The following is a 26,728-nucleotide window of genomic DNA, read 5'->3' on the forward strand; positions in this document are numbered from 1 at the left end:
CCGGCCCTCCGCCGTCCTCCGCGGTCCTCCGTCACAGTCCCCGGCGCGGGGCCGGCGGCAGCGCCGCCTGCCAGGCCCGGGGGTAGGTGAAGCCGCTCCCGCCGGCATATCCGCCGACGCCGAACGACCGGAAGTGCAGCTCGTCCTCGCCGCTGCGGTCGCCCGGCAGCGTCCGGAAGGCCCGTCGGTACTCCGCGTACAGCCGGTCGTAGATCGGTGTCTGGGACGGTTCCGCCGACCCGCCCTGCGCCGGGCGCATGGCGGGGATCGGATTCTGGTACGGCTGCGGGGAGGGATCGTATCCGTGCACGTACGTGCCAACGACCCCGCCGTCCGTCGGATGCGGGCGGCTCTCCGAAAGGGGAGCGGCCCGGGGGCGCGGGACGGTCGGCACCCCCGGTACGTGCGCCGGTCCTATCTCCGGGCGCACGTCCCCCATCAGGTTCCGGCCAGCGGCATCGCGGCCGCCACCAGGCGGCCGTTCGCCGCGGCCTTCTCCAGCGCGTCCCGCAGCAGGTCCTCGCGCGGCTGCTGGCCGATGGAGCCGACCGGGGCGGCGAACACCAGGACCGTGTGCGACTTGTTGGCCGCGGCGCGCCAGCCCTCCGTCACCTGCAGCGGCTGGTGGGCCTGCCACCAGGCCGCCTGGCCCGCGCCGCCCGGGCCCGGCTGGAGCACGGAGTGCAGTTGGCCCATGGCCACCAGGACGGACCAGCCGGGCAGCGCGGCCGGCTTCTCGTTGACGTCCACGACCGGCTGGAAGCCCTGCTCCATCAGCAGCGGCAGGAACTCGTCGCCGGGGCCGGCCGAGCCGGGCCGGGCGACCGGCGCGGTGGGCTCGACGACCAGGGCGGGGTGCAGCTCGCCCTTGATCAGGACCAGGCCGCTGGTGACGCCGAGGACGGCCTGCTCCGGGTGGGCGGCGGCCAGCGCGTCCGCGGTGTCCGAGGCGGTGATGGAACGGACCGCGCCCTGCAACTGGTCCTCGGCGACCTTCACGACCTGGGAGGGGATGCAGGTGGCGTGGGCGAACGCCAGGACCGCGGTCTCGTCGCCGATGAACAGCACGGTGCTCGTGCGTTCCTGTCCGGAGTCGCCCGGCGTCCGGCACGAGGTGCAGTCGTAGCTTCCCGGGGCGTTCTCGCCGGCGAGCAGCCGGTCGGCTTCTTCGTCGCCGATCTCGGCGCGTACGTCCTCGCTGACGTCGAGCATGCGCGGCACGGGGGACTCCCTGGACTCGGTGCGTGCGACGCCGGGCGGTTCCCGGTCGTCTCATGCCGAGTTCAACGGGTGATGCGGGGCCGGAGTCACGCGTCACGTGCCACGCGTTGCCGTGGGCCGACCGGGTGGGGTCGGCGGGCGGCCCGCGCGGCGACGCAGCCGCGGCGGGGCGTCGGTCCTTAGCGTGACCCGATGTCGAAGATCCGATTGTTCGCGGCCGGCGCGCTGTTCGCCGCGCTGAGCGGTGCCATCGTGTGCGCGCCTCCCGCGGAGGCCGCGCAGGTTCCGTCGCCGGCGACCGCCGGCAGCAAGGCCGTACCCGCCTACGCCTGCGCAAAGGACCAGTGGCCGTGGGGCTGCGTCGCCGAGTGCGAGAGCGGCGGCGACTGGCACATCAACACCGGCAACGGCTACTACGGCGGGCTGCAGTTCTGGCAGCCCACATGGGAGGAGCACGGCGGCCTGAAGTACGCCCGGCGCGCCGACCTCGCCACCCGGGCCCAGCAGATCAAGGTCGCCGAGGAAGTGCTGCGCACCCAGGGCTGGAAGGCCTGGCCGGTCTGCTCCAAGCGGTACGGGCTGAGCGGGCGGGTGCACGTCGTCCAGTCCGGCGACACGCTCAGCTCGATCGCCCGGCGGTTCGCGATCAAGGGCGGCTGGAAGGCGCTGTACGAGGCGAACCGGAAGGAGGTCGGGGCGGATCCGAACCGGCTGCGGACCGGGCTGATGCTGCGGATCTCTATTCCCTAGCCCTCGCGGCGAGTTCGGGGGGCTCCCCGCTGAAGGCGAGGGAGCCCCGCCGCAGTTCGTGCACCAGCGTGCCGCGGGGCAGCGCGCCGGGCGGCGGCAGACGCTGCTCGGCGAGCACGACGGTCGCGCCGCGGCCCGTCGCCAGGGCGGCCAGCCGCTCGTACGTACGGGCCGCCACGGCCGGCGACATGCCGAGGGCCGGCTCGTCGACGAGGACGACGCGGGCGGCGGGGGTCAGCAGCGCGCGGGACACCGCGAGCATGCGGCGCTCGCCGCCGGACAGAGTGCCGGCGCGGCGGGCCAGCAGCGGGACGAGGGCGGGGTAGGCAGCCAGGGCCTCGTCGGGGGCGGCGGGGGACAGGGCCAGGTTCTCGGCGACGGTGAGCGTCGCGTACACGGCGCGGACGTCCGGTACGAGGCAGAGCCCCCGGCGCGCCCGTACGTGGGCGGGCAGCCGGGTCACGTCCTCGCCGCGCCAGAGCACGCGGCCCGCTGACAGCGGGACCGTGCCGGCGAGGGCGCGCAGGACGGTGGTGCGGCCGGAGCCGTTGCGGCCGAGGAGGACGGTGACGGTGGCGGCCGGGACGGGCAGGTCGACGCCGTGCAGCGCTTCCAGGGGGCCGTAGCGGACGCGGGCCGCGTGGAGCGCGAGCTCGATCCCGGGGCTCATGACACGATCCGCCCCCCGTCCATGGTGTGCACGGTGTGGGCGATCCCGGCGACCAGGTCGAGGTCGTGCTCGACGACGAGCACGGCGAGGCCGTCGGCGGCGAGCGCGGCGAGGACGCGGGCGAGGTCCGCCGCCTCGTCGGCGTCGAGCCCGGCGGCGGGCTCGTCCAGCAGCAGCGTGTGGGGGCGGCCGGCGAGGGCGCGGGCGAGTTCGACGCGGCGGAGGGTCCCGGTGGGCAGCCCGGCGGCGGGGTGCCGCCGAACGGCCCCGTCGAGGCCGAAGAGCCGGAGCGCCTGCTCGGCGGCGGACCCGCCGCCGGGCCGTCGTCCGCCCTGCTCGGCCCCGAGGCGCACGTTGTCCTCGACGCTGAGCGACGGGAACACGGCGAGCTGCTGGAAGCTGCGGGCGATGCCGAGGCGGGTACGGGCGTGGGCGGCGCGGCGCGTGATGTCGACGCCGTCGAGCACGACCTGGCCGGAGCGGGCGCGGAGGCTGCCGGCCAGACAGTTGAACAGCGTGCTCTTGCCGGCCCCGTTGGCCCCCACCACCGCGGTGACCTGTCCCGGGGGGACGTCGACGGAGACCCGATCGAGCCCGAGCACGGAGCCGGGGTACGCGTACACGAGCTCGACGGCTTGCAGCCGCGCACTGCGGGGGGCGGGGGAGACAGGTGCGGGTCGACCTGCGCGTGGCGGGGCGCCGTCGGCGGGTGCGGGGGTGCTTTCCCGGCCGGCTTCGTCGGCTGCCCCCGTCCTCCGGATCGGTGGCCAGCCCTCCGTGCCCAGCCATGTCGTCAACGGGGGGATTCTCGAGATCTGGGTGGCCAGGAGGCCGATCAGGGCGGCGGCCGCGCCGGCTCTGGGGCCGGCGTCCAGGGCCGCGAGGAGGGCTGCGGCCAGGAGGGGGGTGAGGAGGCTGTCCGCGCCCAGGACGACGACGGCGGCGAACCACAGGAGGGCCCGGACCGGGTCGTATGCCTCCGGGTCGAAGGCGCGCAGGGCCATGCCGCCCAGCGCGCCGCCCAGGGCCGCAAGCGCCGCGCCCAGGACGAAGGCGGCCAGCTTGAGGCGGGCGACCGGCACGCCCGCCGCCTCCGCGCCCGGCTCGTGGTCCCGCAGGGCCGCCAGCGCGCGGCCCGTGCGGCCCCGGCGCAGCGCCCCGACGAGGACCAGGCAGCCCGCCAGTACGGCCAGCTCCACCGCGTAGTACGCCCGGTCGTCCTCCAGGCCCGCCGGGCGGTCCAGCGACAGGCCCGCCGTCGCGTACGGCTGCGCGAACACGAAGCGGCTCACCGCCACCCCCACCGCCAGCGTGGCCAGCGCCAGCGCCAGGCCGTGCCGGCGGATCGCCGGCCAGGCCGTCAGCGCGCCCGCGACCGCCACCGTCCCCACCGCGGCCGGCACCGCCGCGCCCGCCGGCCAGCCCGCACCCGTCAGCACGCCCGTCAGCAGCGCGCCCAAGCCCGCGTACGCCGCCTGGCCCAGCGCGATCTGGCCGCCCCGGCCCGTCACCGCGACCAGCGAGAGGAGCACGATCGCCAGCGCCGGGACCTGCACCGACGTCCGCAGGTCCGAGCCCGCGAAGCCCAGCGGCAGCAGGAAGAGGACCGCCAGCACGGGCCACACCCCCGCCGGGGTGCGCCGTGTCAAGGCCGGCGGCGGCAGCGTGTCCTTCGCGCCCACCCCCGGCAGCACCAGGGCGGCCACCAGCAGCGCCACCACGAACAGGTTCGCGCCCACCGCCTGCACCAGCGGCCCCGCCCAGCCCTCCGGGTGCAGCCGGGTCATCTGCGCCTGCGCCACGCCGATCGCCAGCGCCGTCCCGATCGCCACCGGCAGGCTCCGCATCCGCGCCGCCACCGCCACCGCGATCACCTCGACCACCAGCAGCGGCAGCCCGTACGGGTCGAGCCGCACGTACGGCGCGAGCAGCACCCCCGTCAGCCCCGCCGTGAACGCGCCGAAGGCCCACCCCGCCGACGCCACCCGGTCCGCGTCGATCCCGCCGAGCACCGCCAGCGGCCGGTTGTCCACCACCGCCCGCAGCTCCCGCCCGAAGCGCGACCACCGGGTCACCGCCGTCACCAGACCCGCAAGCAGCAGCACCGCGGCCAGCTGCGCCCACGGGTCGTCGCCGAGCAGCACCGGCGCGTCGTCCCGGGCCCCGGTGCCCCACAGCAGCGCCGCCGCGCCCACCAGCAGCACGAACACGCCGATCGAGGCGACCAGCGTCCGCGTCGGATCCGAACCGGCCAGCGCCAGCGGCCGGAACACCGCCCGGTCCAGGACCAGCCCGAGCCCCGGGGCCACCACCAGCAGCGTCACCGCCGCGCCGAGACCCAGCGGCCAGCCCCACTCGACCACGAACTGCCGCAGCACGTACGCGCACACCATCGCGACCGCCCCGTGCGCCAGGTTCAGCACGCCGGTCGCGCGGTACGTGACGATCAGTCCGATGCCGGTCAGCGCCGCCGCGCTGCCGACCGCGAGGCCGGCGAGCGTCAGCTCGTACGTCAGCGAGGCCACGGCTCACACACCGGACAGGGGTCCAGCTCCTCGTCCCCCGCCGGCACCGCCTCCGGTTTGCCCGCCACCAGCGGGCAGTCGGGGCGGTGCGCCAGCGTCCCGCCCGGCACCCGCAGCGGGGGATCCGCGGAGGAGGGTTTCCACGGGGGCTCGTCGGCGGGGGGTTCCGTGGCCCGCGCCGTGTCCCGGCCGGCCTCCGGCGGCCACGGCGGCCCCACCCCCACTCCCGCCACCAGCACCGCGCCCGCGACGAGCAGCGCCGCCCCCGGCACCGTCCCCGACGCCAGCCACGGCAGCTGGCGTTCGGCGAAGCGTTCGCCGGACATCCCGTACCAGCCGACCACGCACAGCACCGCGCCCGCGGCGGCCGCCGCGAGCCCGGCCCACAGCAGCATCCGGCGTGTCGGCACGGACGGGACCTCCCAGGGGCTTGCTTTGCGCGATGCCGGGAACCGGCTCACCCTGGAATCATCAGGCCGCCCGGCCTGAGCGGACACCCGGTGGTGAGCCAGATGGTTCTCAACAGACACGGCCGTCTCGGCGGGCGCTCCCGCCTCGCGGCCCTCGCGGCCGCCGCCGTCCTGGTCGTCACCCCGGTCGCCGCGGGCTGCTCCGACGACGGGGGCGGCAACGGCGGCGGCTCGTCGCCGACGCCGACCCGTACGCAGATGAACGAGCCCGCCGACCCCGCCGCCGCCAAGGCCGAGATCACCAAGAACTGGACCGCCTTCTTCAACGCGGAGACCCCGGTGGAGGAGAGGGTCCGGGTCCTCGAGAACGGCGAGCAGATGCGGCCCGTGCTGATCGCCTTCGCCGCGGACCCGAACGCGGCCCGCGTCTCCGCCAAGGTCGGCGCCATCGCCTTCACCTCCGCCGAGAAGGCCGCCGTGACCTACGACCTGCTGATCGCCGGCACCCCGGCCGTCCCGAACAGCAAGGGCACCTCGGTGCTGCAGGACGACGTGTGGAAGGTCTCCGTCCAGACCCTGTGCGCGCTGGTGAATCAGAGCGGCAATGCCGTTCCGGGCTGCTGAGGCCGTCGGAGCCATCCTCCTCGTCCTGCTGCTCGCGCTCGTCTCCGCCTGCGGCAGCCGACTGCCCGAGGCGGCGTTCGAGGAGCGGTCCACCGCGCCCGCCGGCGGCGCGCCGCCGCTGCGCGTCGGCATCATCGCGAGCGAGACCAGTCCCGTCGGCGGCGACGCCTTCACCGGCCCGCGCGACGGCGCCCTCGCGTACTTCGCCGCGCTCAACGCCGACGGCGGCGTCAACGGCCGCCGCGTCGAACCGGTCACCTGCGACGACGGCGGCAGCGGCATCGGCAACACCGCCTGTGTGCACGAACTCCTCGACGAGAAGAAGGTGTTCGCGCTGGTCGCCACCACCGCCCTGGACTACGCGGGCGCCCCGCTGGTCGACCGCGCCGGCGTCCCCGACATCGGCGGCCAGCCGCTCGGGCCCGCGTACGACACCTATCCGCACCTGTACGGGATCTACGGCAGCCTCGCGCCGCGCACCGGGAAGGCGCCCGGCTGGAACGGCGTCCTGTACGGGGGGACCGAGGTCTACCGCTACTTCAAGGCCGAGCACGGCGCGGGCACGGCGGCGGTCGTCTCGTACAACCAGGCCGCGTCCGCCGCGTACGCCCGGCTGATCGTGGCCGGGCTGCACGCCGAGGGGTACCGCGTGGTCACCGAGCAGGTCGACTTCGCCCTGCCCAACTACCGTGCGGTCGCCGCCGATCTGCGCGCGCAGCACGCGGACCTGGTGTTCGACGCCCTGGACAGCCACGGCAACGCCCGGCTGTGCGAGGCGATGGACGAGGCCGGCGTCCGGGTCACCGCCAAGGTGACCAACGTGCAGAACTGGAACTCCGCCGTGCCGCAGGAGTACGTGAAGTCGCCGGTCTGCCGCAACGCCCTGTGGGTGACCGGCTCCAGCCGCAACTACGAGGACACCGACCAGCCGGCGGTGAAGGCGTTCCGCGAGGGGATCCAGGGGACCCTGAAGGGGCGGCCGCTCTCCCAGTGGCAGCTCGAAGGATGGGCGGCCGCCATGTGGTTCGCTGACGCGGCGACGTCCTGCGCCGGCGACCTCACCCGGGCCTGCGTGGAGCGGTACCTGAACCGGCCGGAGCCGTACACCGCGGACGGGCTGCTGCTGCCGGTGCGCTTCGAGCACTTCGCCGAGCCGCCGAAGACCCGCGACACCTGTCTGTCCGTCGCCCGCTGGAAGGACAACGACGGTTGGGTGACCCAGGGTGACATGACGGCGAACTGCGCGACCGTGCCCCAGCTGCCCTACCGGCCGTGACGGGCGGGAGGTGAAAGAGTGTCCGTCAGGGGCAGTAGAGTGCTTGACAGACTGATTTCACGGACGTTCTCACGGGGGAGGCGCGTCGGCGCCATGCGCATTTCCTTTCTGCTGCACAACGCCTACGGCATCGGCGGCACCATCCGCACCACGTTCAACCTGGCGCAGGTGCTTGCGGAGCGTCACGACGTCGAGATCGTCTCCGTGTTCCGGCACCGCGACGAGCCGATGCTCGGCGCCCCCGCCGGTGTGACGATGCGTCACCTGGTCGATCTGCGGAAGAACAGCCCGGAGTACGACGGGAACCACCCCGACTACACGAAGCCGGCCCGGGTCTTCCCGCGCGGCGACGGCCGCTGGAAGCAGTACAGCCGGCTGACCGACGACCGGATCGGCGCACACCTGAAGAACCTTCAGGCGGACGTGGTCGTCGGCACCCGGCCCGGACTGAACGTGCACCTCGCCCGCCAGACCCGGCGCGGCCCGGTCCGGGTGGGCCAGGAGCACCTCACCCTGGACGGCCACGGCTACCGGCTGCGCCGCGAGATCGGCTTCCGGTACGGGCTGCTCGACGCGGTCACCACGGTCACCGAAGCGGACGCCCGCTCGTACCGGACCCGGCTGAGGCTGCCCGGCGTGCGCATCGAGGCCGTGCCGAACAGCGTGCCCGCCCCCGCCGTTCCGCCCGCCGACCCGGCGTCGAAGGTCGTCGTCGCCGCCGGCCGCCTGACGAAGGTGAAGCGGTACGACGTGCTGGTCGACGCCTTCGCCAAGGTCGTCGCCGCCCGCCCCGACTGGCGGCTGCGGATCTACGGCACCGGGGACGCCACCGGCAACGAGCGCGGCGCGCTGGAGCGGCAGATCGCCGAGCTGGGCCTGGGCGAGCACGTGGCGCTGATGGGCACGGCCAACCCGATGGAGCCGGAGTGGGCCAAGGGCTCGATCGCGGCGGTGACCTCCCGCCTGGAGTCCTTCGGGATGACCATCGTCGAGGCGATGCGCTGCGGGCTGCCGGTGGTCTCCACGGACTGCCCGCACGGACCGCGCGAGATCATCGAGGACGGCGTGGACGGCCGGCTGGTCCCGATCGGCGACGCGGACGCGGTCGCCGCCGCGCTGCTCGAACTGATCGAGGACGACGCGCTGCGGGCCGCCACGGCCGAGGCGGCCCGTACGGCCTCGGAGCGCTTCGACCCGGTCCGGATCGCCACCCTCCACGAGACCCTGTGGACCGAACTGGTCGCCCGCGGCGAGTCCGGCCGGGCCCGCAGCCGCACCCGCGACGCCCTGCACCAGATGCGCGGCACCGTCCTCGACGCGGCGTACGCACTCCGCTACCGGCTCGCCGACGCCCTGCGCCGCAAGCGCTGAGGGCTCCGAGGCGCCTCGCGGACCGGACCTGTCCGCAAGGGCTGGCAGACTCGGGCGCATGGTGGAGACCTCGGCACGACTGCTGCGTCTGCTCTCACTGCTCCAGACCCGCCGGGAATGGTCCGGGGCCGCGCTCGCCGACCGGCTCGGGGTGACCACTCGGACCGTACGGCGCGACGTCGACCGGCTGCGCGAGCTCGGCTACCCGGTCGACGCCAGCCCCGGCACCGGCGGCGGCTACCAGCTGGGCGCGGGCGCCGAGCTGCCGCCGCTGCTGCTCGACGACGAGGAGGCCGTGGCCGTCGCCGTAGGGCTGCGCACGGCCGCCGGGCAGGGCATCGAGGGCATCGGGGAGACCTCCGTACGCGCCCTGGCCAAGCTGGAGCAGGTGCTGCCCCGGCGGCTGCGGCGGCGGGTCGGCACGCTGAACGCGTTCACCGTGCCGATGCTGCGCACTCCCGCCGACCAGCTCGACCCGTCGCTGCTCACCGAGCTGGCCAACGCCTGCCGGGACGGCGAGCGGCTCCGCTTCGAGTACCGCGACCACCACGGGGCGTCGACGCGCCGCACCGCCGAGCCCCATCGCCTCGTCTGCACCGAGCGCCGCTGGTACCTGGTCGCCTGGGACGTGGACCGGGCGGACTGGCGTACCTTCCGGGCCGACCGGATCACCCCCAAGCCGCCGCACGGGCCCCGTTTCCCGCCCCGCGAACCGCCCGCCGCCGACCTGGCGGCCTATGTCGCCCGGGGCGTGTCCAGCGCCGTGTACTCCGCCGAGGCGGTGGTCCGGCTGTATGTGCCGCTCGCCGAGGCGCGGCGGCGGATCGGGCCGATGGACGGGGTCCTGGAGGCGGACGGTCCGGACCACTGCCTGCTGCGCGCCGGCGCGCACGGACTGGACGTGGTGATGGTCCACTTGGCGCTGCTCGGCTTCGAGTTCGAGGTGGTCGACCCGCCCGAGCTGAACGCGCGCATCCGGGCGCTCAGGGACCGTCTGACCCGGGCTCTGGACCGGGCCGACGGTCCGGATCGGACGTCCGCGCCGCCCGCTCGTTGAGCCGGGCCTCCTCGTACGCGGCGAACTCGGGGTGGTGCAGGTCGAACGCCGGGCTCTCCGAGCGGATCCGCGGCACGGAGGCGAAGTTGTGCCGGGGCGGCGGGCAGGACGTCGCCCACTCCAGCGAGCGGCCGTACCCCCACGGGTCGTCGACCTCCACCTTCGCTCCGTACCGCCAGGTCTTCCAGACGTTGTAGAGGAACGGCAGCGTCGAGATGCCGAGCAGGAACGCGCCGATCGTCGAGACCGTGTTCAGCGCGGTGAAGCCGTCGGCCTCCAGATAGTCGGCGTACCGGCGGGGCATGCCCTCCGCGCCGAGCCAGTGCTGGACCAGAAACGTGAGGTGGAAGCCGACGAACAGCGTCCAGAAGTGGATGCGGCCCAGCTGTTCGTCGAGCATCCGGCCGGTGAACTTGGGCCACCAGAAGTAGAAGCCGGCGAAGGTCGCGAAGACGACCGTGCCGAACACCGTGTAGTGGAAGTGCGCCACGACGAAGTACGAGTCGGTGACCTGGAAGTCCATCGGCGGCGACGCGAGGATCACCCCGGTCAGCCCGCCGAACAGGAACGACACCAGGAAGCCGATCGACCAGAGCATCGGGGTCTCGAAGCTCAGCGAGCCCTTGAGCATGGTCCCGGTCCAGTTGAAGAACTTCACCCCGGTCGGCACCGCGATCAGGAACGACAGCAGCGAGAAGAACGGCAGCAGCACCGCGCCCGTCGCGAACATGTGGTGCGCCCACACCACCACCGAGAGCCCGGTGATCGCCATGGTCGCGCCGATCAGGGTGACGTAGCCGAAGATCGGCTTGCGGGAGAAGACCGGCAGGATCTCCGTGACGATGCCGAAGAACGGCAGGGCGATGATGTAGACCTCGGGATGGCCGAAGAACCAGAACAGGTGCTGCCACAGCAGCGCCCCGCCGAACTCGGCCTGGAAGACCATCGAGCCGAGCTGCCGGTCCGACTCCAGGACCAGCAGCGCCGCGGCGAGCACCGGGAAGGCCATCAGCACCAGGATCGTCGTGAACAGCACGTTCCAGGTGAAGATCGGCATCCGGAACATCGTCATGCCCGGGGCACGCATCCCGATGATCGTCGCCAGGAAGTTCACCGAGGTCAGGATGGTGCCGAAGCCGGAGAGCGCCAGTCCCATGATCCACAGGTCGGCTCCGACGCCGGGGGACCGCTCCAGACCGTTCAGCGGGGCGTACGCCGTCCAGCCGAAGGACGCCGCGCCGCTGGGCACGAGGAGCGCGCCGACCACCATCAGGCCGCCGAAGAGGAACAGCCAGTACGAGAACATGTTCAGCCGCGGGAACGCCACGTCGGGCGCCCCGATCTGCAGCGGCACCAGCTCGTTGGCGAAGCCCGCGAAGGTCGGCGTCGCGAACAGCAGCAGCATGATCGTGCCGTGCAGCGTGAACGCCTGGTTGAACTGGTCGTTGTCGATCAGCTGGAGCCCGGGCCGGGCCAGCTCGGCGCGCATCAGCATGGCCATCAGTCCGGCCAGCAGGAAGAAGGCGAACGACGTGACGAGGTAGAGATGCCCGATCCGCTTGTGGTCGGTGGTGGTCAGCCAGCCCACCAGGGCCCGGCCCCGCCGCCGGGGCGAGGACAGCGGTCCCGGCGGTTCCGCCACCTCCGCCGTCGCCGACTCCGTCCCCATGGGCTCCCTCCGGTGATCCGTCGAGGACTCGTGTGCATCCTGCGATGAAGACGTGAATGCCGAACGGAAACAGGCGGGCGGCATTTCTCCTTCGGGCCTGGTCCCGGCAATTCACGACAGCCTCTCCGACTCGCGACGGAAGTGGGCCGGAATTACCGGCGAACCGGCGAGAAACTCCCCTTACGAGTGACATTGCTCGTGTCAAACACATGTCGGAGAGCTGTGACAGAACGGTGACAGCAGTGGTGTAGGGGCATGCTGTGACAACTCTCCCGGGCCTCTCCCGGTACCGGCTTCCGTCACCGTCCGATGCCCCCTAACGTGAGGGGCATGGCACCGATACCGACCTCTCCCGTACCGCCGGAAGACAGCCCGGAGGCCTATGTCGGCCTCGACGCGGACGGCGCGGAACAGCGCGCGAGAAGCCGTGGGTGGAGCGTCGTCCGCTCCCTCGCTCCCGGCTCGATCATCACCATGGAGTACCTGTCGAGCCGGATCAATTTCGAGGTGGACGAGAACGAGAACACCGTGATCCGCTGCTGGCTCGGCTGAGCCCGCCCGGCCGGGCCCTGGGCTGAGCGCCCGCCCGGCCCAGGGCCCGGCGGGCTCGTCAGCCGCCCGTCACCGGACGCGAACGCGGCGGCCGGCGGCTGCCCGCCGGGGCCACCGGGCTCCGCTCCGAGCGTGCCGGATGCCCATGGGCGTGCGGGTGGCCGTGTCCGTGCGCATGCGCCCGCGAGGGCGTGGCCAGCTGGTTCGTACCGCGCGCCGCTCCGGACCGGCCGCTGCCGGCCCCCACCGGCTCGCGCACCGGGCCCTCGTGCGCCTCGTGCTCGCCGGCCGTGGCCGGACGCGGCGGGAACAGCGCGGGGCGCGGACCGCCGGCCGCGACCGGCCGCGACGGCGCCGTACGGCGACGGGCCCGCAGCTGCTCGCGCAGATCGAGGACGAACGCCTCGGCCCGGGCGATCACCGGCTCGCACCAGGGCAGCGCGAGGAGGATCACCAGACCGGCGGCCCAGCCGAGCAGCACATCGCTCAGCCAGTGCGTACCGAGATAGACGGTGGTGAGACCGACGCCCAGGGCGACCACCGCGGACAGCGCCGACAGATACCGCCGGGCCCGCGGGGTGGTGGCCAGATAGGCCAGGATTCCCCAGGTCACGACCGCGTTGGCGGTGTGGCCGGACGGAAATATATCGCCGCCCGCGAAGAGCTCGGCGGAGCCGATCTGCGTCGCGTAGTGGGGGCCGAGCCGGCCCAGGCCCAGCTTGACCGCGCCGACCGTCACATTGAGCAGCAGCAGGGCGGCACCCAGCGCGAGGAGCGGGCGCAGGGTGTGCTGCCGCCAGGAGCGCCAGCCCAGCCAGGCCGCCACCATCACCGCGGTCGGACCGCGCTGGCCGAGGACCACGTAGTAGTCGAGGAAGGCGTGCAGTTCGGGCCATTGCTGATAGGGACGGAAGAGCATGATCTTCCAGTCGAGCAGCACCAGCCAGCTGGAGAGCAGCACGGCGACCACGATCGCGAGATAGAACGCGGACGTCGCGCCGAAGAGGGCGAGACGGGTCCAGGTCATCCGCGGGATCTCTATCTTCGGCGGTTCCGGCTCCCGGTCCAGCCGGGCAAAGATGTCGGTACGCACCCAATCGACGTTACAGGGAGTGAGTGCGCGGACCCGCCGATCCGGGCTGTTCGTGATGACGATGTGATGTGGAGTCCGTCTCATCGTTGCGGCTAATTCCCTCCACGGCGGAAATTCGTAAGGGTCGGCTCCGGCGCTCTTTCCGGAACTCTGTTTGCCTGTCGAGACGCATGCCGAACGGCGGCCGGGTTGCGGGTCGGCGAAATATTTCACCCGGACGGCCGCGAGGAATTCCACGCGGCTCGCGGAGCGACCGGAGTGGCCTACGCCACACCCCCCTGTCCGGCGGGTGAGAGCTGCGCCACGCGCCCGACCCCCGAACTCGCGTACGCTGACGACTCACTCGCGTGTCGATGCCGGGCCGCCCCGAGGGGTCGGCGCCCGCCGAACGCGGGGAGTCTCTGGGAGGTACGTACATGGCGCGGACGATCACGGCTCGGGCACGGCTGCGGGCGGCCGCCGACGGCGCCAACCGCTGGGTCGTCCTGGTCGTCCTCTGCGTCAGCCTGCTCCTGGTCACCCTGGACGCGACCGTGCTGCACGTCGCCGTCCCCTCCCTCAGCTCCGACCTCAGGCCCAGCTCCACCCAGCTGCTCTGGGTCGTCGACGCCTACCCGCTGATCTGCGCCTCGCTGCTGATCCTGTTCGGCACGCTCGGTGACCGGATCGGCCGGCGCAAGGTGATGCTCTTCGGGTACGCGATCTTCGGCACCGCCTCCGCGCTGGCCGCCACGGCCGACTCCGCGGAGGTGCTGATCGCGGCCCGCGCGCTGCTCGGCGTCGGCGGCGCGATGATCATGCCCGCCACCCTCTCGATCCTCCGGGCGGTCTTCCCCGACCGGCGCGAGCGGGCCACCGCCATCGGGATCTGGACCGCGACCGCCGCCGTCGGCGCGGCCACCGGGCCGGTGCTCGGCGGCTTCCTCGTCGAGCACTTCTGGTGGGGTTCGGTCTTCCTCCTCAACATCCCGATGATGGCGCTGATGCTGCTGCTCGGCCGCCTGCTGCTCCCCGAGAGCAGGGGCAGCGCGGACGGGCCCTGGGACGTGCTCGGCGCGCTGATGGCCGCGGCCGGCGTGCTCGGCATGGTCTTCGGCGTCAAGCGGGTCGGCTCCGGCCACTCCCTCGTCGACCCGGCCACCTTCGTACCCCTGCTGCTCGGCGGCGCACTGCTGATCCTCTTCGTCCGCCGGCAGAAACGCCGGCCGCACCCGCTGATCGACATCGGGCTGTTCTCCCGCGCCGGGTTCACCACCTCCGTCGGCTGCGTCGTGCTCGCCATGCTGGCGCTGGTCGGACTGCAGCTGATCGCCGTCCAGTACCTCCAGCTGATCCTGGAGCTGAGCCCGATGGAGACCGGGCTGCGCCTGCTCCCGCTCACCTTCGCCGCGATGGCCGCCGGGGCCACCGGCTCCTCCACGCTGCGCCGGATCGGCCCCCGGCGGATGGTGTGCGGCGGCTTCGTGCTGACCGCCTCGGCCGTGCTGCTGCTCGTCCTCATGGGCCAGCACGACCGGCCGCTGCTGCTCACCACCGCCTTCGTCCTGCTCGGCTTCGGCCTGCAGACCACCCTCTTCGGCGCGTACGAGTCGATGCTCAGCGAGGCCCCGGCGGAGAGCGCCGGCGGCGCGGCCTCGATCGGCGAGACCTCCTACCAGCTCGGCGCGGGCATGGGCATCGCGCTGCTCGGCAGCGTGATGAACGCGGCCTACGCGCCCGGCCTCGAGAACGTGCGCGGCGTCTCCGCGGCCGCCTCCAAGGCCGCCGCGAACTCGCTCGGCGAGGCGTACCAGGTCGCCGAGCGGCTCGGCGGCCCGGCGGGCCGGGCGCTGCACGCCGCCGCCCGGCACTCCTTCGTCGACGGCCTGCACGTCACCCTCGTGGTCAGCGCCGGGCTGCTGCTGGTCGGCGCGCTGATGGCGCTGCGGCTGCCGCGGATGATGGAGTGCCCGCAGGAGCTGCCCGACGAGGCCGCCGGGGAGACCGCGGTGACCGCGGAGGCCTCCGCCGCACAGACCACCCCGCCCAAGGTGCCGCTCACCAAGCAGGTCGCCGGCCCGGTCGAGGCGCGGCTGCCGCACCGGCGCGAGCCGGTCGAGACGGCCGGGTCTGGACGCGCGGCGCACTGATCCGTAACGTCGGCGCCGGTCCGTGACCAGTGGCGCCGCACCCGACCGGGGGCGCGACGCCGTCCCGAGTGCGATCCGCCGGAGGCCCCGCATGTCCGCCCCCTCGCCCGCCCCGTCGACGCTGCCGCCGTTCGACCCCGCCGATCCGCTGGGCCTCGACGACCTGCTCGACCCCGAGGACCTCGCCGTCCGCGACACCGTCCGCCGCTGGGCCGACGACCGGGTGCTGCCGCACGTCGCCGAGTGGTACGAGAAGGGCGAGCTGCCCGAGATCCGCGAACTCGCCCGTGAGCTGGGCTCCCTCGGTGCGCTGGGCATGTCCCTGACCGGCTACGGCTGCGCCGGCGCGAGCAACGTCCAGTACGGCCTGGCCTGTCTGGAACTGGAGGCCGCCGACTCCGGCATCCGCTCGCTGGTCTCCGTACAGGGCTCGCTCGCCATGTACGCGATCTGGAAGTTCGGCTCCGAGGAGCAGAAGCAGCGCTGGCTGCCCGGGATGGCGGCCGGCGAGATCATCGGCTGCTTCGGGCTGACCGAGCCCGACCACGGCTCGGACCCGGCGGGCATGCGGACCCACGCCAAGAAGGACGGCGCGGACTGGGTCCTGAACGGCCGCAAGATGTGGATCACCAACGGCTCGGTCGCCGGCGTGGCCGTGGTCTGGGCGCAGACCGACGAGGGCATCCGCGGCTTCGCGGTGCCGACCGACGCCCCCGGCTTCTCCGCCCCGGAGATCCACCACAAGTGGTCGCTGCGGGCCAGCGTCACCAGCGAGCTGGTGATGGACGACGTACGGCTGCCGGCCGACGCCGTGCTGCCCGGGGTGAAGGGGCTGAAGGGCCCGCTGAGCTGTCTGTCGCACGCCCGGTACGGCATCGTCTGGGGCGCGATGGGCGCGGCGCGGGCCTCGTTCGAGGCGGCGCTTGAGTACGCGAAGAGCCGCGAGCAGTTCGGCCGGCCGATCGGCGGCTTCCAGCTCACCCAGGGCAAGCTCGCCGACATGGCGGTGGAGCTGCACAAGGGCATCCTGCTGGCGCACCACCTCGGCCGCCGGATGGACGCCGGGCGGCTGCGGCCGGAGCAGGTCAGCTTCGGCAAGCTCAACAACGTGCGGGAGGCGATCGAGATCTGCCGCACCTCGCGCACGATCCTCGGCGCCAACGGCATCTCGCTGGAGTACCCCGTGATGCGGCACGCCACCAACCTGGAGTCCGTGCTCACCTACGAGGGCACCGTCGAGATGCACCAGCTGGTGCTGGGCAAGGCGCTCACCGGCCTCGACGCGTTCCGCTAGACCGCGGAACGAGGCCGCGCGAGCGCCAAGCCTCAGCTCTGGTTGCTGTGCTTTCCCGGGGGGCAACCCCCGGACCCCCGGCAGAATCACGGGCCTCAGCTCTGGTTGAAGAAACCGTCCTGCGAGCGGGCCGCGGGGTCGCCGCTGACGATGCGGGTGTCGGCGGGGGTCAGCAGGAAGACCCGCGTCGCCACGCGCTCGATGGAGCCGCGCAGACCGAAGGCGAGGCCGGCCGTGAAGTCGACCACGCGCTTGGCGTCGGTCGGCTCCATCGCCGTCAGGTTGACGATCACCGGGACGCCGTCGCGGAACAGCTCGCCGATCGTCCGGGCGTCGCGGAAGCCGTCGGGGGAGACGGTGGCGATCCGGCGGCCCTGCTCGTGGGCCGAGTCGGAGGCCACCCGCACCCGCGGGTCCGTCACCCAGGCGTCGCCGCTCTCGGCTCCCTCGGCGTACTCGTCGTCGTAGTAACGCTCGTCGCTCTCCTCGACGAGTCCCAGCCATGCACTCGCCTTGCGCACCGATCCCATGGACGCCTCCTTTCACGCGGTCACTCGTGGTTCCGCATCCCTATGGTCGTCCATCATGCGGATCGTGCGCCAAGTGGATAGGCACCGTGCAGGGGATTCGTGACGGACCTGGTGCAGAAGATGTGGCGATACGTCAATGTTCTTCCCATATATGGAGCCTGACGGGGCCTCGAACGTGTCGTACAGCGCACAAAATGGGAAAGTCCGACCGTGAAGGTCCGGACGGGTGAGCGGAGCGACGTACGGGTGAACGGGCGCGGCTCGATACGATGCCTGCCGCACTGACGCTCGAAGCCCGGGGGAATCTGTTGTTCGGAATCGTCAGGCCCTGCACCCACCGTCTCACCGACGGACTCAAGACCGAGTGGATGGCCCATCTCTGCGGTCTCTGCCTCGCGCTGAGGGCCGATCACGGGCAGTTCGCCCGCGTCGCCACCAACTACGACGGCCTGATCGTCTCGGTTCTGACGGAGGCTCAGACCGGTGTCTCGGCCGCCGACCGCCGCACCGCGGGTCCCTGCCCGCTGCGCGCGATGCGCAGCGCTCCGGTCGCCAAGGGCGAGGGCGCCCGGCTCGCCGCCGCCGTCTCCCTCGTGCTCGCCTCGGCCAAGGTGCGGGACCACGTGACCGACCGGGACGGGCTGCTGGCCCGCAAGCCGGTCGCCCTCGCGGCCCGCCGGGTCGCCAAGTCCTGGGACCGGGCCGGCGCCCGGACCGGCCGGGACCTCGGCTTCGACACCGCCGTCCTGGTCGACGCGGTGGACCGGCAGGCCGGCATCGAGGCGCTGGCCGGCCCCGGCACCTCCCTGCTCACCGTCACCGAGCCCACCGAGACCGCGACCGCCGCCGCCTTCGCGCACACCGCGGTGCTGGCCGGCCGGCTGGGCAACGCCGAACCGCTCGCCGAGGCCGGGCGGCTCTTCGGCCGGCTCGCCCATCTCCTCGACGCGGTCGAGGACCGCACCGCCGACGAGGCGGCCGGCGCGTGGAACCCGCTCACCGCCACCGGCACCTCCCTGGAGGAGGCCCGCCGGCTCGCCGACGACGCGCTGCACGGCATACGCCTGGCCCTGAAGGACGCCGAGTTCGTCAACGGCAGGCTCACGCACGTGCTGCTCGCGCACGAACTGGGCCGCTCCGTCGACCGGGCCTTCGGCACGACCGGCTGCTCGCACACGGGCGGCGACCGGCTTCAGGGCACGCACCAGCCGGGCCCGTACCAGCCCGGTCCGTACCAGCCCGGTCCGTACTCCCCCCAGCAGCCCGGCCCGTACGGGCCGATGCCCGGCAACCCGTACGCGCCCGGCGGGCCCGGAGCACCGCTGCCGCCCGAGCCGCCGAACCGCCGGCGCGGGCTGATCGCCGGCTGCGCGGTCTGGATGGGCCTCGCCTGCACCTGCCAGATGTGCTGCGGGACGTACGAGGACCCGTGGAGCGGCGAGCGCAAGGAGAGCCTCTGCAACGACTGCGGAGACTGCGGAAACTGCTGTGACTGCTGCAGCAACTGCAACTGCTGCGGTGGCGGCGGTGAGGGTGGCGACGGCGGCTGCTGCGACGGCTGCGACTGCGGGTGCGACTGCGGCTGCTGACACCGCCTCAGCGGTCGGGGCGGGGCCGTGTGCGAAGGTGAGCCCATGAGCACCGATCCACAGAAGGACTGGCAGCACTGGCACGAGCGGCGTACCGCTTCGGTCGCCGCACCGCATGGGCCGCTCTCCCTCAGCGGCACCTACTGGCTCGCCGACTACCCGGAGGGGCGAATTCCGGCCGTTCCGGGGGAGTGGCGGGAAGAGGGCGACGAGGTGGTCCTCAGCGCCGGTGCCGAGGACGCCGTCACGGTCGACGGCGTGCCCCTGATCGGCACGGTCCGGCTCACCGCCGACCACGGGCCCATCCCGGAGTCCCGGGTCGAGTCGGCGGGCCGCCGGCTGGTCGTGCTGCGCCGCGAAGGGCTCTGGGCGGTACGCGACTTCGACCCCGAGTCCGCCGCGCGCCGCGCCTACCGGGGCATCGAGGCGACCCCGTACGACGCGGGCTGGTCGCTGCCGGGCGTCTTCCGGCCGTACGAGGAGGCGCAGAGCCTCCGGGTGGAGAACGCCGACGGGCGCGAGCGCGGGCTCGGGCTCTCGGGGGAGCTGGTCTTCGCGATCGGGGGAGCGGAGCACAGCCTGCGGGTGGCGGTCGAGGACGACGGCTCGCTGTGGGCGGTGTTCGCCGACGCGACCAGCGGAACGAGCAGCTACCGCTTCCGCTTCCTGCGGCCGGCCGCCCCGGCCGAGGACGGCTCGGTCACCGTGGACTTCAACCGGGCGCTGCTGCCGCCGTGCGCCTTCGCGGACCACTTCATCTGCCCGTTCCCGCCGCCGGGGAACACCCTGCCGGTTCCGGTGCCGGCGGGGGAGCGTCGGGTGCTGACGGACTGAGCCGCCGCCCCGGCCGGTGGCGCAGGGGACGACCGGTGGCGCGGCCGTCCCCGGGGCCCCTGCGACCCCGTCCGTACCGCGGTCTTGTGCGCCGTGCCGCTCCGGGCCACCATCACTGGCGGTGCATGTCAGGGACACGACACCTGATGGCGCCTCACGGGCCCGACACCCAACGGGCCCTCCCTTCTCCCAGGAGGAGCACAGTGAGGAACAAGCGCACCCGACTGCTCGCCGTCGCCGCCGGCCTCGCGGCCGCCACCGCCCTCGCCCTCCCGGGCGCCCAGGCCGCGCCCGCCCCCGCCCCGGCAGGGGCCGCCCAGCTCGCCCGCGCCGACGCCGCCGTGCTCGACGCCGGCGTCGGCGGCATCGCCTGGCATGTCGACAAGGCCGCCGGCCGGGTCGTCGTCACCGCCGACTCCACCGTCTCCGACGCCGAGCTGGCCACGATCAGACGCAGCGCGGGCACCGACGCCGGAGCCCTCACGGTCCGGCGCGACCAGGGCGTCTTCACCCCGCTGCTCGCCGCCGGCGACGCCATCTACGGAGGCGGCTACCGCTGCTCGCTCGGCTTCAACGTGCGCAGCGGCAGCACGTACTCCTTCCTCACCGCGGGCCACTGCGGCGACGTCGCCGCGACCTGGTACACCAGCTCCGCGCAGACGACGCTCATCGGCTCCACCGCCGGCTCCAGCTTCCCGGGCAACGACTACGCCCTGGTCCGCTACGACAACGCCTCCCTCACCCACCCGGGCGGCTTCACCGCCGCCGACGCCCAGGTCGGCGAGTCCGTCACCCGCCGCGGCTCCACCACCGGCACCCACAGCGGCACCGTCACCGCCCTGAACGTCACCGTCCGGTACTCCGGCGGCGGCACCGTCCGCGGCATGATCCAGACCAATGTCTGCGCCGAGCCCGGCGACTCCGGCGGCCCGCTCTACGACGGCTCCAAGGCCCTCGGCATCACCTCCGGAGGCAGCGGCAACTGCAGCTCCGGCGGCACCACGTTCTACCAGCCGGTGACCGAGGCGCTCGCCAAGTACAAGGTCTCCCTCTACTAGCCGGAACGCCCCAACCCTCCCTGCCCGCCCGATAGTTGAGCGCCGTACGGTACGGCCGAAAGGCGCCCTTGCGGCACCGGCCCGGGCGGGCCGAGACTCCCCCACAGCGCCGGCCCCTGGCCGCGCCTCACCGGACCCGACCCCCCACGGCGGGCCCCCGATTCCCCTCTGGAGGAACGAGAAGTGAGGATCAAGCGCACCACCCCCCGCAGCGGAGCGACGAGACGTACCCGCCTCCTCGCCGTCACCACCGGTCTCGCCGCCGCCGCAGCCGTGCTCGCCGTCCCCACCGCGAACGCGGACTCCGCCGCGACGTTCAGCGCCACGCAGCTCTCCGCCGCGAACGACGCTGTCCTGAAGGCCGACGTCCCGGGCACCGCCTGGCATCTCGACCAGGCCACCGGAGCCGTCGTCGTCACCGCCGACTCCACCGTCTCCAAGGCCGAGATCGCCAAGATCAAGCGCGAGGCGGGCGTCAACGCCGGGGCGATCCGCGTCGAGCGCACCCCGGGCAGGTTCACCAAGCTGATCTCCGGCGGCGACGCGATCTACGCGTCCAGCTGGCGCTGCTCGCTCGGCTTCAACGTCCGTGACAGCGCGGGCAACTACTACTTCCTCACCGCCGGTCACTGCACCGACGGCGCGGGCACCTGGTACTCCAACTCGGGCCGGACCACCGTGCTCGGCTCCACCGCGGGCTCCAGCTTCCCGACCAACGACTACGGCATCGTCCGGTACACCAACTCCACCGTGTCCAAGTCCGGCACGGTCGGCGGCGTCGACATCACCAGCGCCGCCAACGCCACCGTCGGCATGTCGGTCACCCGCCGGGGCTCCACCACGGGCACCCACAGCGGCTCCGTGACCGGCCTCAACGCCACCGTCAACTACGGCGGCGGGGACATCGTCTACGGCATGATCCGCACCAACGTGTGCGCCGAGCCGGGCGACTCCGGCGGCTCGCTCTACTCGGGCAGCCGCGCCATCGGCCTCACCTCCGGCGGCAGCGGCAACTGCAGCACGGGCGGCACGACCTTCTTCCAGCCCGTCGTGGAGGCGCTCAACGCCTATGGCGTGAGCGTCTACTGATCCTCCCGCACTCCGATGAGCCCCTGCCCGGATTCCGGGCAGGGGCTCGACCTTATCCACGCTTCTGGGAGGATGTGCACAGGGTCGGGCACCGTGTGACGGGGGGTTACGGGTCAGTGATGCGCATCGGAGTGACCGGCCACAGAGACATTCCCCCTGCGGCGTACGCGCATGTCCGCGCCGAACTGGAGGCGGCCCTGAAGGCCGCGGGCTGCGGCGACGGCGGCGGCCTGGAGGTGTACTCCAGCCTGGCCGTCGGCGCGGACCAGCTGTTCGCGGACATCGCCCTGGACTGCGGGGCCCGGCTCACCGTGGTGATCCCCAGCGGGGACTACGAGGACGCCTTCGAAGAGCCCGGCGAACTGGCCCGCTACCAGGTGCTGCGCGAGCGGGCCAGCCGGGAGGTCCGAATGGCCTTCGCGCACTCCACGGACGAGGCGTACTTCGCCGCCGGCACCTATATCGCCGACCACTGCGACGCCCTGCTCGCCGTCTGGGACGGCGAGCCGGCCCGCGGGCTCGGCGGCACCGGGGACATCGTGGCCTACGCGCGCGAGCGCGGCCGGCCGGTCACCGTGATCTGGCGCGAAGGCGTCCGCCGCTCCTGACTGGCAGTCAACTCCTATGTCGCACCAGCCAGTCAGTGTGCTGCGGCGAGACGATCCGCTCGGCCTCGTAGACCGCGGCGGGCCAGCGGCTCTCGTCGACCGTGGTCTGCATCGCCGTCTGGATGGCGGCCAGGTCCTCCTCCACGAGCGAGTGCGCCGCGATCAGCGGCTGGTGCCGGCGCGCCTCGCCCCACGCCACGCAGGCGGCGGCCGCGGCGGCCAGCACCCCGGCCGGATCGAAGGACTCGGCCACGGCGAGGGTGTGGAGCACGCCGAAGAACAGAGCCAACAGGGTGAGCAGCGCGATGGTGACGGACCAGAAGGTCGTCGCCCGGCGGGAGACGACCGTCCGGCGGTGGTACCAGTTCCGCTGCTCGATCAGCCGGTCACGGACGTACGTCTCCTTGCGTACGCTGAACGGTTTGGCCCGCAGCATGCGCATGGGCCCGGTGATGAGTTCGGCCCCCGATCCCGACTCCAGCTCGCGCGGATCCTGCCAGCCCACCTTGCGCAGCTCCGCCAGACCCTCCTCGAGCCGGGCCGTGAACTCGGCGTCCGGGTCGGGGAAGTCGGCGTCGTAGGGGGCGCCGTGGACCGAATACCGCCAGCAGGTCGACTTGATGAACTCGGCTGCGGAGCGGTTGAGTTGCCAGTGCGACTTTGCGCGCCGGCGGGACGCGCGGTAGGTCACGGCCAGTACCCCCGCGAACGTCAACGCGCTTAATGCGCTGGTGAGTTGGTATGGCGCGAGGGCGAAACAGGAGCCCAGGACGAGAAGCAGCAGCTGGAGGCGGGTGTCCGTGACGGCCTCCCGCTGGCGCGTCACCGCGATCTCGTCGGTCCGGTGGAAGAGCACCGGAAGATCGGCGTTGCGGAAGACCATGCTCTGGAGAGGACCGCCGAGCCCGCTCATGCGTACCCCCGTCTTTGCGGTTGTGGCTTCACTCTTTCGATGGAATGGCTGAATTCACACCTGCCGGTCACCCTTCGGTCACCTGTCGGTGGAGGCCGGTCCACCTCCTCCGCCACTTCGGAATTGATCGCTGCAGGCTGACTTGCCGCTGGTGGGACTGAGGGTAAAGTCGTGCGCGCGCGCACCGCAATGGCGCCGCCTCAGTAATGAGCACATTTGGATGACCTAGGACGGCCATCGTGAGCCTTCAGACCTCTGTCACCTTCGCTGCCGCGAAGAAGAACCGGGTGCCCCTCGCCGAGATCGACGTGCGAGAGGCCGCAACCGCAAAGAAGATCGGTCGTCTTCTGCCGGTGTCGGCGGACCGTGCGGAGCGTGCGTCGAGCTTCAATTCCGCCCTCTAGACTGGCGGAATGACAGAACCCCTGGTCCCTTTCCAGGAAGTAGTTCTCAAGATCCACAGTCGTTGTGATCTTGCATGTGATCACTGCTACATCTACGAACACGCTGATCAGAGCTGGCAAACCCGACCCAGGGTGATCTCTGAACAAGCGGTCGCCCGGACTGCTCTGCGACTGGCGGAGCATGCCGAGAAACATGCTCTGACCTCCGTGTCAGTCATCCTGCACGGAGGGGAGCCATTACTGGCGGGGCCCGCGCGGCTGCGCGAGGTCTGTGCCGAACTCACCCGGACCCTCGCCCCCGTCACCCGGCTCGACCTCCGGATCCACACCAACGGGATCCAGCTGAGCCCCCGTCACCTCGATGTCTTCGACGAGTTCGGCGTCCGGGTCGGCATCTCCCTCGACGGCGACCGGGCCGCCAACGACCGGCACCGGCGCTACGCCGACGGCCGCAGCAGCCACGCCAAGGTCCTCCGGGCCGTCGAACTCCTGCACCAGGACCGCTACAAGCACCTCGACCTCGGCCTGCTGTGCACCATCGACCTCGCGAACGACCCCGTCGCCGTGTACGACGCGTTGCTCGCCCTCGCCCCGCCCCGGATCGACTTCCTGCTCCCGCACGCCACCTGGGAGCACCCGCCGCCCCGGCCGGACGGCTCGCCCACCGCGTACGCCGACTGGCTGCTCGCGGTCTTCGACCGCTGGGACGGCCAGGGCCGCCCGGTCCCCGTCCGGTTCTTCGAGTCCGTGCTCTCCACCCTCGCGGGCGGCCCCAGCCTCACCGAGTCCCTGGGCCTGGCCCCCGCCGACCTCGTCGTGGTCGAGACCGACGGCACCCTGGAACAGGTCGACTCGCTCAAGAGCGCCTACGACGGCGCCGCCGCCACCGGGTTCGACGTCTTCACCCACTCCCTCGACGAGGTCGCCGCCCACCCCGGCATCCGCGCCCGCCAGTCGGGCCTCGCCGGCGTCGCCGCCGTCTGCCGCTCCTGCCCGGTGGTCCGCTCCTGCGGAGGCGGCCTCTACACCCACCGCTACCGGCCCGACGTCAGCGGCAAGGACCCCTTCGCCAACGCCTCCGTGTACTGCGCGGACCTGGAGGCGCTGGTCCGCGGCGTCGAGGAGCGCACCGCCGCCCGGCTGGTCTCCCCGGCCGTCGCCGGCCCGGCCCCCGCCCTCGCCGTCGAGCAGTACGAGCTCGACCGCGGGCTGCTCGCCGAGCTCCACCGCGCACTCGACGGCCGGGGCGGCGAGGACTGGGAGGAGGCCTGGGAGCTCGCCTGCCTGGTCGAGGCGCGCTCCGACGGCCTCGACGAGGTCCTGGTCCACCCGTACACCCGCGGCTGGCTCCTGGACGCCCTGCACGCCCTGCGGGCCGGACGCCCCGACGCGACCGCCACCGCGCTGCGCCTCGCCCGGTACGTGGCCGCCGCGGCCGTCCGCGGAGGCCTGGAGCTGCCGGTGCGGGTCCCGTACGAGAAGGGCGCCCTGCTGCTGCCGACGCTCGGCGAGCTGGAGCTGCCCGGCGCGCCCGAACGCGGCGAGGCCCGGGTGCGGGTGGCCGAGAAGGGCTTCCTGGTCGAGGTGGGCGGCGCCGAGCGGCGGATCGTCCGGCTCGACGAGACCGTCCCCGGCTGGCGGCCGGTGCGCGGGCTCGGCCGGGACGGGGCGCCCGACGCGGCGATCGACGACCTCGACCCGTACCGCGACTGCTTCGGCGCCCCCGCGCATCACCGGCTCTCCCTGGAGGAGGCCGCCCGCTGGAGCGGACGGCTCGCCCGCGCCTGGGCGCTGCTGCGCGAACGCGCCCCGCGCCAGGCCGACGAGGCGGCCGCCGCGCTGCACACCCTCACCCCGCTCGCCGGAACCGAGCCGTCCGTCGGCCGGCACGGCTACGGGGCCCTCGGGCTCCCGCTGCGCGGCACGGTGCCGGATCTGGCCAGGGCACTGCTCGTGGGGTTCCGGCGGGCCAGGCTGCGGGCACTTCACGAAGTGGCGGACCTCCACGCGCAGGACGGCGTGTGGAGCCACCCCGCGCCCTGGCAGGACACGCCGGTCCCGTACTCCCGGCTCCTCGCGGGGGCGTACGAGCGGGTGGGGCTCGCCGGGTACGAGCCCGGCGACGCACGGCACGCCGAGCACGCGGCGCGGGCGCTCGACACCCTGGAGCGCGCCGCCGAGACGACCGTCAGCGGCAGGGCGCTGCTGACCGCGATGCGCGAGGAGCTGAGCCGTGACTGACTCCACGACGGTGCCCCGGTCCGGGCCCGCGGAAGGGATCGTCGCAGGCCTGGTCCGATTAGGGCTGCGGCCGGGGTGGACCCTGCTCGTCCACGCCTCCCTGTCCGGGACGGGCCTGGAGGCGGGCCTGCTGCGCGAGGCGCTGCGGGCGGTGCTGGGTCCCGGGGGGACCCTCGTCGTCCCGGCGTTCACCCCGGAGAACTCCGACACCTCGCCCCAGTACCGGGACCTGGTGGCCGGCCTGACCCCCGCGGGGACGGCGGCCGTGCGGGCGGGGATGCCGGCCTTCGACCCGCTGCACACCCCCTGCCCGGGCATGGGGCGGCTGGCGGAGTCGGTGCGGACCGCGCCGGGGGCGGTGCGCAGCGTCCATCCGCAGACCTCGTTCGCGGCCGTCGGCCGGGACGCGGAGCGGCTGATGGCGAACCATCCGCTGGACAGCCACCTCGGTGAGGAGTCGCCGCTGGGGGCGCTGTGGCGGGCGGACGCCAAGGTGTTGATGATCAATGTGGGATTCGACGTGTGCACCGCGTTCCACCTCGCCGAATACCGCACCGGAGCCCCGGAGCGGAGCTATCGCTGTGTGATCCGCGGGGCGGACGGCGGGCCGGAATGGGCCGAGTACCGCGACGCCGCCCTGGACGACAGCGATTTCGCGGCGGTCGGCGCGTCCTTTCCTTGGCGGCTGAAACACGAGGGGCGGCTGGGGGGAACGTTCGCGCGACTGTTCTCGTTGAGGGATGCGGTCGACCATGCCGTGCAATGGATGACTGAAAAGCGGCGTTGATTGACTGAAGGTCATGGGGATGGAGCAAGGTCTG

25 protein-coding genes are annotated in these 26,728 nt (G+C 73.1%); 16 read left to right on the plus strand and 9 right to left on the minus strand.

The window, feature by feature from the left end; translation table 11 throughout:
- Positions 1-31: 31 nt before the first annotated feature.
- Together ACGFMM_RS19565 and ACGFMM_RS19570 are read right to left on the minus strand one after the other, a co-directional pair.
- A complete protein-coding gene (locus ACGFMM_RS19565; protein WP_393647613.1) occupies positions 32-259 on the minus strand; it encodes a hypothetical protein in 228 nt (75 codons plus the stop codon).
- A gap of 179 nt (positions 260-438) precedes the next feature.
- Complete coding sequence (locus ACGFMM_RS19570) at positions 439-1,221, minus strand: hypothetical protein (protein WP_393647614.1); 783 nt, start codon at positions 1,219-1,221, stop codon at positions 439-441.
- Between the two features lie 192 nt (positions 1,222-1,413).
- Between ACGFMM_RS19570 and ACGFMM_RS19575 the strand changes: the two genes are divergently transcribed.
- A complete protein-coding gene (locus ACGFMM_RS19575) occupies positions 1,414-1,971 on the plus strand; it encodes a transglycosylase family protein (protein WP_393647615.1) in 558 nt (185 codons plus the stop codon).
- Here the strand turns inward: ACGFMM_RS19575 and ACGFMM_RS19580 are convergent.
- Genes ACGFMM_RS19580 through ACGFMM_RS19590 form a run of 3 tightly spaced genes read right to left on the minus strand, consistent with a single transcriptional unit; the run spans position 1,961 to position 5,561 of the window.
- On the minus strand, positions 1,961-2,641 hold the full coding sequence (locus ACGFMM_RS19580) for an ATP-binding cassette domain-containing protein (RefSeq protein ID WP_393647616.1): 681 nt from the start codon (positions 2,639-2,641) through the stop codon (positions 1,961-1,963). The genes ACGFMM_RS19575 and ACGFMM_RS19580 overlap by 11 nt on opposite strands.
- Positions 2,638-5,166, minus strand: coding sequence for an ATP-binding cassette domain-containing protein (locus tag ACGFMM_RS19585; RefSeq protein WP_393647617.1), 2,529 nt, complete (start codon positions 5,164-5,166; stop codon positions 2,638-2,640). Before ACGFMM_RS19585 ends, ACGFMM_RS19580 begins: the two co-directional genes overlap by 4 nt.
- Positions 5,154-5,561, minus strand: coding sequence for a hypothetical protein (locus ACGFMM_RS19590; protein ID WP_393647863.1), 408 nt, complete (start codon positions 5,559-5,561; stop codon positions 5,154-5,156). Before ACGFMM_RS19590 ends, ACGFMM_RS19585 begins: the two co-directional genes overlap by 13 nt.
- A gap of 117 nt (positions 5,562-5,678) precedes the next feature.
- On the opposite strand from ACGFMM_RS19590, the gene ACGFMM_RS19595 reads away from it, so the two are divergent.
- From ACGFMM_RS19595 to ACGFMM_RS19610, 4 genes are all read left to right on the plus strand, one after another.
- Positions 5,679-6,200 carry a hypothetical protein gene (locus ACGFMM_RS19595; protein ID WP_393647618.1) on the plus strand — a complete coding sequence of 174 codons (522 nt, stop codon included), beginning with the start codon at positions 5,679-5,681 and terminating at the stop codon, positions 6,198-6,200.
- On the plus strand, positions 6,181-7,476 hold the full coding sequence (locus ACGFMM_RS19600; protein WP_393647619.1) for an ABC transporter substrate-binding protein: 1,296 nt from the start codon (positions 6,181-6,183) through the stop codon (positions 7,474-7,476). The genes ACGFMM_RS19595 and ACGFMM_RS19600 overlap by 20 nt, the downstream gene beginning before the upstream one ends.
- Before the next feature lie 93 nt (positions 7,477-7,569).
- On the plus strand, positions 7,570-8,847 hold the full coding sequence (locus ACGFMM_RS19605) for a glycosyltransferase (RefSeq protein ID WP_393647620.1): 1,278 nt from the start codon (positions 7,570-7,572) through the stop codon (positions 8,845-8,847).
- Positions 8,848-8,905: 58 nt separating this feature from the next.
- Entirely contained in the window at positions 8,906-9,904 is a 999-nt protein-coding gene (locus ACGFMM_RS19610; protein WP_393647621.1) for a helix-turn-helix transcriptional regulator, read from the plus strand.
- Here ACGFMM_RS19610 and ctaD read toward each other — a convergent pair.
- Positions 9,831-11,573 carry a cytochrome c oxidase subunit I gene (ctaD, locus tag ACGFMM_RS19615; RefSeq protein WP_393647622.1) on the minus strand — a complete coding sequence of 581 codons (1,743 nt, stop codon included), beginning with the start codon at positions 11,571-11,573 and terminating at the stop codon, positions 9,831-9,833. The genes ACGFMM_RS19610 and ctaD overlap by 74 nt on opposite strands.
- Before the next feature lie 330 nt (positions 11,574-11,903).
- Between ctaD and ACGFMM_RS19620 the strand changes: the two genes are divergently transcribed.
- Positions 11,904-12,125, plus strand: a complete 222-nt coding sequence (locus ACGFMM_RS19620) for an I78 family peptidase inhibitor (protein WP_393647623.1) — start codon at positions 11,904-11,906, stop codon at positions 12,123-12,125.
- A 58-nt stretch (positions 12,126-12,183) separates the two neighbouring features.
- On the opposite strand, the gene ACGFMM_RS19625 is transcribed toward ACGFMM_RS19620, so the two are convergent.
- Positions 12,184-13,218: a phosphatase PAP2 family protein gene (locus ACGFMM_RS19625; RefSeq protein WP_393647624.1), complete on the minus strand. Its 1,035-nt coding sequence runs from the start codon at positions 13,216-13,218 to the stop codon at positions 12,184-12,186.
- A gap of 416 nt (positions 13,219-13,634) precedes the next feature.
- Here ACGFMM_RS19625 and ACGFMM_RS19630 point away from each other — a divergent pair, with 416 nt between their 5' ends.
- Together ACGFMM_RS19630 and ACGFMM_RS19635 are read left to right on the plus strand one after the other, a co-directional pair.
- Positions 13,635-15,347: an MFS transporter gene (locus ACGFMM_RS19630; RefSeq protein WP_393647625.1), complete on the plus strand. Its 1,713-nt coding sequence runs from the start codon at positions 13,635-13,637 to the stop codon at positions 15,345-15,347.
- A 91-nt stretch (positions 15,348-15,438) separates the two neighbouring features.
- Complete coding sequence (locus tag ACGFMM_RS19635; protein WP_393647626.1) at positions 15,439-16,641, plus strand: acyl-CoA dehydrogenase family protein; 1,203 nt, start codon at positions 15,439-15,441, stop codon at positions 16,639-16,641.
- Positions 16,642-16,736: 95 nt separating this feature from the next.
- Here the strand turns inward: ACGFMM_RS19635 and ACGFMM_RS19640 are convergent, their stop codons facing one another.
- Positions 16,737-17,171, minus strand: coding sequence for a cell division protein SepF (locus ACGFMM_RS19640; protein WP_393647627.1), 435 nt, complete (start codon positions 17,169-17,171; stop codon positions 16,737-16,739).
- A 308-nt stretch (positions 17,172-17,479) separates the two neighbouring features.
- On the opposite strand from ACGFMM_RS19640, the gene ACGFMM_RS19645 reads away from it, so the two are divergent.
- The 5 genes from ACGFMM_RS19645 (at position 17,480) to ACGFMM_RS19665 (ending at position 22,349) form a co-directional block, all read left to right on the plus strand.
- On the plus strand, positions 17,480-18,760 hold the full coding sequence (locus ACGFMM_RS19645) for a DUF5685 family protein (RefSeq protein WP_393647628.1): 1,281 nt from the start codon (positions 17,480-17,482) through the stop codon (positions 18,758-18,760).
- A gap of 45 nt (positions 18,761-18,805) precedes the next feature.
- Positions 18,806-19,594 carry a DUF1684 domain-containing protein gene (locus ACGFMM_RS19650; protein ID WP_393647629.1) on the plus strand — a complete coding sequence of 263 codons (789 nt, stop codon included), beginning with the start codon at positions 18,806-18,808 and terminating at the stop codon, positions 19,592-19,594.
- Positions 19,595-19,740: 146 nt separating this feature from the next.
- The gene (locus ACGFMM_RS19655) at positions 19,741-20,652 is read left to right on the plus strand and encodes a S1 family peptidase (RefSeq protein ID WP_393647630.1); all 912 of its coding nucleotides are present in this window, start codon (positions 19,741-19,743) and stop codon (positions 20,650-20,652) included.
- A 183-nt stretch (positions 20,653-20,835) separates the two neighbouring features.
- Positions 20,836-21,741 (plus strand): S1 family peptidase, encoded by a 906-nt coding sequence (locus ACGFMM_RS19660; protein WP_393647631.1) that lies wholly within the window; start codon positions 20,836-20,838, stop codon positions 21,739-21,741.
- Positions 21,742-21,857: 116 nt separating this feature from the next.
- Entirely contained in the window at positions 21,858-22,349 is a 492-nt protein-coding gene (locus tag ACGFMM_RS19665) for a hypothetical protein (RefSeq protein ID WP_393647632.1), read from the plus strand.
- Positions 22,350-22,356: 7 nt separating this feature from the next.
- Here ACGFMM_RS19665 and ACGFMM_RS19670 read toward each other — a convergent pair whose 3' ends face one another.
- On the minus strand, positions 22,357-23,232 hold the full coding sequence (locus tag ACGFMM_RS19670; RefSeq protein ID WP_393647864.1) for a DUF4231 domain-containing protein: 876 nt from the start codon (positions 23,230-23,232) through the stop codon (positions 22,357-22,359).
- A 269-nt stretch (positions 23,233-23,501) separates the two neighbouring features.
- On the opposite strand from ACGFMM_RS19670, the gene fxsA reads away from it, so the two are divergent.
- Genes fxsA through ACGFMM_RS19685 form a run of 3 tightly spaced genes read left to right on the plus strand, consistent with a single transcriptional unit; the run spans position 23,502 to position 26,694 of the window.
- Entirely contained in the window at positions 23,502-23,666 is a 165-nt protein-coding gene (gene fxsA, locus ACGFMM_RS19675) for an FxSxx-COOH cyclophane-containing RiPP peptide (RefSeq protein ID WP_393647633.1), read from the plus strand.
- Between the two features lie 9 nt (positions 23,667-23,675).
- The gene (gene fxsBH / locus ACGFMM_RS19680; RefSeq protein ID WP_393647634.1) at positions 23,676-25,907 is read left to right on the plus strand and encodes a radical SAM/SPASM protein FxsBH, inactivated beta-hydroxylase extension form; all 2,232 of its coding nucleotides are present in this window, start codon (positions 23,676-23,678) and stop codon (positions 25,905-25,907) included.
- On the plus strand, positions 25,900-26,694 hold the full coding sequence (locus ACGFMM_RS19685; protein WP_393647635.1) for an aminoglycoside N(3)-acetyltransferase: 795 nt from the start codon (positions 25,900-25,902) through the stop codon (positions 26,692-26,694). Before fxsBH ends, ACGFMM_RS19685 begins: the two co-directional genes overlap by 8 nt.
- The last annotated feature ends 34 nt before the right edge of the window (positions 26,695-26,728 follow it).

It is taken from the genome of Streptomyces sp. NPDC048604 (assembly GCF_043199435.1).
Classification (GTDB): domain Bacteria; phylum Actinomycetota; class Actinomycetes; order Streptomycetales; family Streptomycetaceae; genus Streptomyces.

Excerpts from the sequence above, each read along its gene's own strand:
- ACGFMM_RS19595 (WP_393647618.1), top strand. The coding sequence starts at position 5,679 with ATGGTTCTCAACAGACACGGCCGTCTCGGCGGGCGCTCCCGCCTCGCG.
- ACGFMM_RS19575 (WP_393647615.1), top strand. The coding sequence starts at position 1,414 with ATGTCGAAGATCCGATTGTTCGCGGCCGGCGCGCTGTTCGCCGCGCTG.
- ACGFMM_RS19640 (WP_393647627.1), bottom strand. The coding sequence starts at position 17,171 with ATGGGATCGGTGCGCAAGGCGAGTGCATGGCTGGGACTCGTCGAGGAG.
- ctaD (WP_393647622.1), bottom strand. The coding sequence starts at position 11,573 with ATGGGGACGGAGTCGGCGACGGCGGAGGTGGCGGAACCGCCGGGACCG.
- ACGFMM_RS19565 (WP_393647613.1), bottom strand. The coding sequence starts at position 259 with ATGCGCCCGGCGCAGGGCGGGTCGGCGGAACCGTCCCAGACACCGATC.
- fxsBH (WP_393647634.1), top strand. The coding sequence starts at position 23,676 with ATGACAGAACCCCTGGTCCCTTTCCAGGAAGTAGTTCTCAAGATCCAC.
- ACGFMM_RS19600 (WP_393647619.1), top strand. The coding sequence starts at position 6,181 with ATGCCGTTCCGGGCTGCTGAGGCCGTCGGAGCCATCCTCCTCGTCCTG.
- ACGFMM_RS19590 (WP_393647863.1), bottom strand. The coding sequence starts at position 5,561 with ATGCTGCTGTGGGCCGGGCTCGCGGCGGCCGCCGCGGGCGCGGTGCTG.
- ACGFMM_RS19650 (WP_393647629.1), top strand. The coding sequence starts at position 18,806 with ATGAGCACCGATCCACAGAAGGACTGGCAGCACTGGCACGAGCGGCGT.
- ACGFMM_RS19605 (WP_393647620.1), top strand. The coding sequence starts at position 7,570 with ATGCGCATTTCCTTTCTGCTGCACAACGCCTACGGCATCGGCGGCACC.
- ACGFMM_RS19620 (WP_393647623.1), top strand. The coding sequence starts at position 11,904 with ATGGCACCGATACCGACCTCTCCCGTACCGCCGGAAGACAGCCCGGAG.
- ACGFMM_RS19635 (WP_393647626.1), top strand. The coding sequence starts at position 15,439 with ATGTCCGCCCCCTCGCCCGCCCCGTCGACGCTGCCGCCGTTCGACCCC.
- ACGFMM_RS19610 (WP_393647621.1), top strand. The coding sequence starts at position 8,906 with ATGGTGGAGACCTCGGCACGACTGCTGCGTCTGCTCTCACTGCTCCAG.
- ACGFMM_RS19630 (WP_393647625.1), top strand. The coding sequence starts at position 13,635 with ATGGCGCGGACGATCACGGCTCGGGCACGGCTGCGGGCGGCCGCCGAC.
- ACGFMM_RS19670 (WP_393647864.1), bottom strand. The coding sequence starts at position 23,232 with ATGGTCTTCCGCAACGCCGATCTTCCGGTGCTCTTCCACCGGACCGAC.
- ACGFMM_RS19580 (WP_393647616.1), bottom strand. The coding sequence starts at position 2,641 with ATGAGCCCCGGGATCGAGCTCGCGCTCCACGCGGCCCGCGTCCGCTAC.
- ACGFMM_RS19655 (WP_393647630.1), top strand. The coding sequence starts at position 19,741 with ATGGCGCCTCACGGGCCCGACACCCAACGGGCCCTCCCTTCTCCCAGG.